At 62.1% G+C, this 2,861-nt stretch carries 4 protein-coding genes; 2 read left to right on the top strand and 2 right to left on the bottom strand.

Annotated features, from left to right (window positions below; all coding sequences use genetic code 11):
• Positions 1-351 (top strand): helix-turn-helix domain-containing protein (locus FN369_RS00080; RefSeq protein ID WP_246189448.1); only part of this gene is annotated, 351 nt, incomplete at its 5' end.
• Positions 352-364: 13 nt separating this feature from the next.
• Positions 365-1,114 (top strand): DUF5131 family protein, encoded by a 750-nt coding sequence (locus FN369_RS00075; protein WP_142524189.1) that lies wholly within the window; start codon positions 365-367, stop codon positions 1,112-1,114.
• Here the strand turns inward: FN369_RS00075 and FN369_RS00070 are convergent.
• Positions 1,111-1,935 (bottom strand): three-Cys-motif partner protein TcmP, encoded by an 825-nt coding sequence (locus FN369_RS00070; RefSeq protein ID WP_142524188.1) that lies wholly within the window; start codon positions 1,933-1,935, stop codon positions 1,111-1,113. The two genes, FN369_RS00075 and FN369_RS00070, sit on opposite strands and share 4 nt — an antisense overlap.
• On the bottom strand, positions 1,923-2,861 hold a 939-nt coding region (locus FN369_RS00065; RefSeq protein WP_142524187.1), incomplete at its 5' end, for a tyrosine-type recombinase/integrase. The genes FN369_RS00065 and FN369_RS00070, both read right to left, overlap by 13 nt.

Below are 2,861 nucleotides of genomic sequence, written 5' to 3'. Positions count from 1 at the left end.
CGCATTTCCGAAGAAAGATCAGTTCGAGAGCGTCGAAGAGCTCATCCGTGCAGCGCGCAATGGGAGCAGCCGAAGGAATTTGCCGATCTGCTGGAAGTCGATCAGTCAATGGTGAGCAAGTACGAGCGGGGCAAGGCCTGCCCGCCGATCGGCGTCATCAATCTCTGTATGCGTCTGGTGCATACCGCCGAAGGCGAGGCGGCACTGTCGGCGGAACAGCTCGCCGACCGGGTGCGCAAGTCCTTGGCTAACCCGAAGATGGGTCAAGTACGTTCGGCGATCTCCCGTTTGGTGGACGCCTTCGCGTCCCAAACCGCGCAGGGCCGCTCGTCAGGCGCTGCACCGCAATGACATTGGAGGCCGTATGGCGACTCAATCAACCATCGAATGGACGGAGCAGACCTGGAATCCGACCACCGGTTGCACCAAGGTGTCGCCAGGATGCAAGCACTGCTACGCCGAGGTGATGGCGCGGCGGCTGCACGCGATGGGCGCGCCCGGCTACGAGAATGAGTTCAAGCTCACCTTGCACAAAAACCGGCTAGAACAGCCGCTGGCGCGCAAGAAGCCGACCACATATTTCGTCAACAGCATGAGTGACCTGTTCCACGAAGACGTGCCGGACAAGTTCCTCGACCACGTGTTCTCGATCATCGAAGCCACACCACAGCACACCTACCAGATTCTCACCAAGCGCGCGGAGCGGTTGCCCGAGTACTTCGCGCGGCGTGCCTGCCCGCAGAACATGTGGCTGGGCGTGTCGGTGGAGGATAAGAAGTATGGCGTACCGCGCATCGATCACCTGCGCAAGGTGAATGCGCATATCCGTTTCCTCTCGGTCGAGCCGTTGCTGGAAGACCTCGGGTGGATCGACTTGCGCGACATTCACTGGGTCATCGTCGGTGGCGAGTCCGGGCACAAAGCCCGCCCGATGCGAGAAGAATGGGTGGCGAACGTACAGGCCCAGGCCGAGGCCGCTGGTGCGGCGTTTTTTTTCAAGCAGTGGGGCGGCTGGGGCGCCGACGGCATCAAGCGCCACAAGAAGGCGAACGGCCGTGTCTTCCGGGGCCGCACGTGGGATGACTACCCGAGCTCCTTGGCCACGCGGGCCTAGAACAACTTGCCTTGCCCCTCGATATTGGATGCCGTGGCCCAGAAGTTGTGGGCGAGTTCATGTTTCGCCGCCAGAAGCAACCAGTAGAGCGGTTGATTCTTGCTGCCGGTGATCAAACGCATCTCGGTTGACGGCCAGACCTGTCGGCTCGCTACCTTGTCACGCCAGTACTGAAAAACTTCCTGCCGCAGGCCTTGCTGACCTTGAGCGATGGAAACGCTTTGGCGCCAGCCGGGAGCGAAGACGTCGAACGCCGAATCGTCCGAAGTCGCGTTACTGATCAGGTTTCTCTGTAGGTCCATCTGACTCACGTGGACCAGCATGTCGATTCGCTTCAGTGTCGAGAGGGCTTCGATGATGCCGAAGTCGAGCGCTGCCAGATCGAAGGGGTCGAGAAACGCGAAATGCAGGCCGTAGACGTTGATCTGGGCGATGACCGCCTTCACGGCATCGACTGCGGCCCCGTCAACTTCAATCACCGGTGCGCCCAAGTTGCGCAGGCGGGTTGCGGCGGCTTGACGCCGCTGGGCATCGAGGTCGCCGATGAAGACCTGCGAGAACGGCGCGTTGCCTTCTTGGCTCTTCTTCCACGCGGCGACGACACCGCCGTCAATCCACTCGCCGGAGTCCCGTACCTTGCAGCGGCCGGGCCCACAGAACAAATCGATGTAGGTCGCGCCACCTTTGCCTGGGCCAAGGTACTTCGCGCGGGTGCTGCGCGAAATATCGATGTAGCGGCACAGGTAGTCGTGCTTCTCCTTGGCCCAGACGCCCACCTCTTCGGCAGGCAGTCCGTCGTCCCCATCAATCAGTTTTCCCATCGTGTCTCTTTCACAGATCGCTGTCGATCCAGCCAGTCCGCCCACCACTGCATCAGTCCCCGGCGCTGATCGAGGTACTGCGCACGGTTGTACGCCGCCCGTACCGCGTCGGTCTCCCGGTGCGCGAGCTGGCGCTCGATGACATCGTGCGCAAAGCCCGATTGTTCATTGAGCACCGTGGACGCCAGCGCCCGGAACCCATGCGCCGTCATCCGGCCTCGATAACCCAGGCGGTAAAGCGCGAAGAGGAAAGTGTTCTCAGACAGCGGATGCCCTGGGCGCAACGGTGAATCCAGCACAAGATCGCGATCGCCAGTGAACACCCGGAGTTGTTCGAGCACCGCCCGCGCCTGTTGGGACAGCGGCACAACGTGCGGCAGTCCCGCTTTCATTCGGTCCTCTGGGACCACCCAGACCGCGCCGTCCTCGCGCAGCTCAGCCCACCGCATGCCGCGCAACTCGCCGACGCGCACGAAGGTCAAAGCCAGCAACTGCAGCCCCAGGCGAGTGACTGGTTCTTCATAACTATCGATCGCCGCGAGCAATGTACCTGTCTCGCCTGGCGGGATACTGGCCATCGGCTTTTTCACCTTGCGCGGCTGCAGCACCCGCACCAAGCCGCCGGCACCGTGGCTCTCGATGTAGCCCACATCCTGCGCGTAATCGAACACCGCCGCGATGCGCCCGGCCACCCGATGCGCCGTTTCAACGCGGCCGCCCTTCTGCACGGCCTGCACCACCTCGACGAGCTTCGTGCGCGGGATCTTGTCGATCGGCAGCGAACCAATCGCGGGGTACGCGAAGCGCTCCAGTGTGCCGGCAACCTGCCCCTGGTGCTTCCCGTTGGACAGGGATGGCAGTTTGATCTTGAGCCACTGCTCCGCGACATCCTTAAATGTCGGCGCGTGATCTTTCTTCGGAAATGC

Origin of the sequence: Methylacidimicrobium cyclopophantes (genome assembly GCF_902143385.2) — a bacterium.
In the GTDB taxonomy this organism is placed as follows: domain Bacteria; phylum Verrucomicrobiota; class Verrucomicrobiia; order Methylacidiphilales; family Methylacidiphilaceae; genus Methylacidimicrobium; species Methylacidimicrobium cyclopophantes.
Note: the sequence above shows the minus strand (reverse complement) of the source record. Positions and strands in the feature narration are given on the sequence as shown.

Excerpts from the sequence above, each read along its gene's own strand:
- FN369_RS00070 (WP_142524188.1), bottom strand. The coding sequence starts at position 1,935 with ATGGGAAAACTGATTGATGGGGACGACGGACTGCCTGCCGAAGAGGTG.
- FN369_RS00075 (WP_142524189.1), top strand. The coding sequence starts at position 365 with ATGGCGACTCAATCAACCATCGAATGGACGGAGCAGACCTGGAATCCG.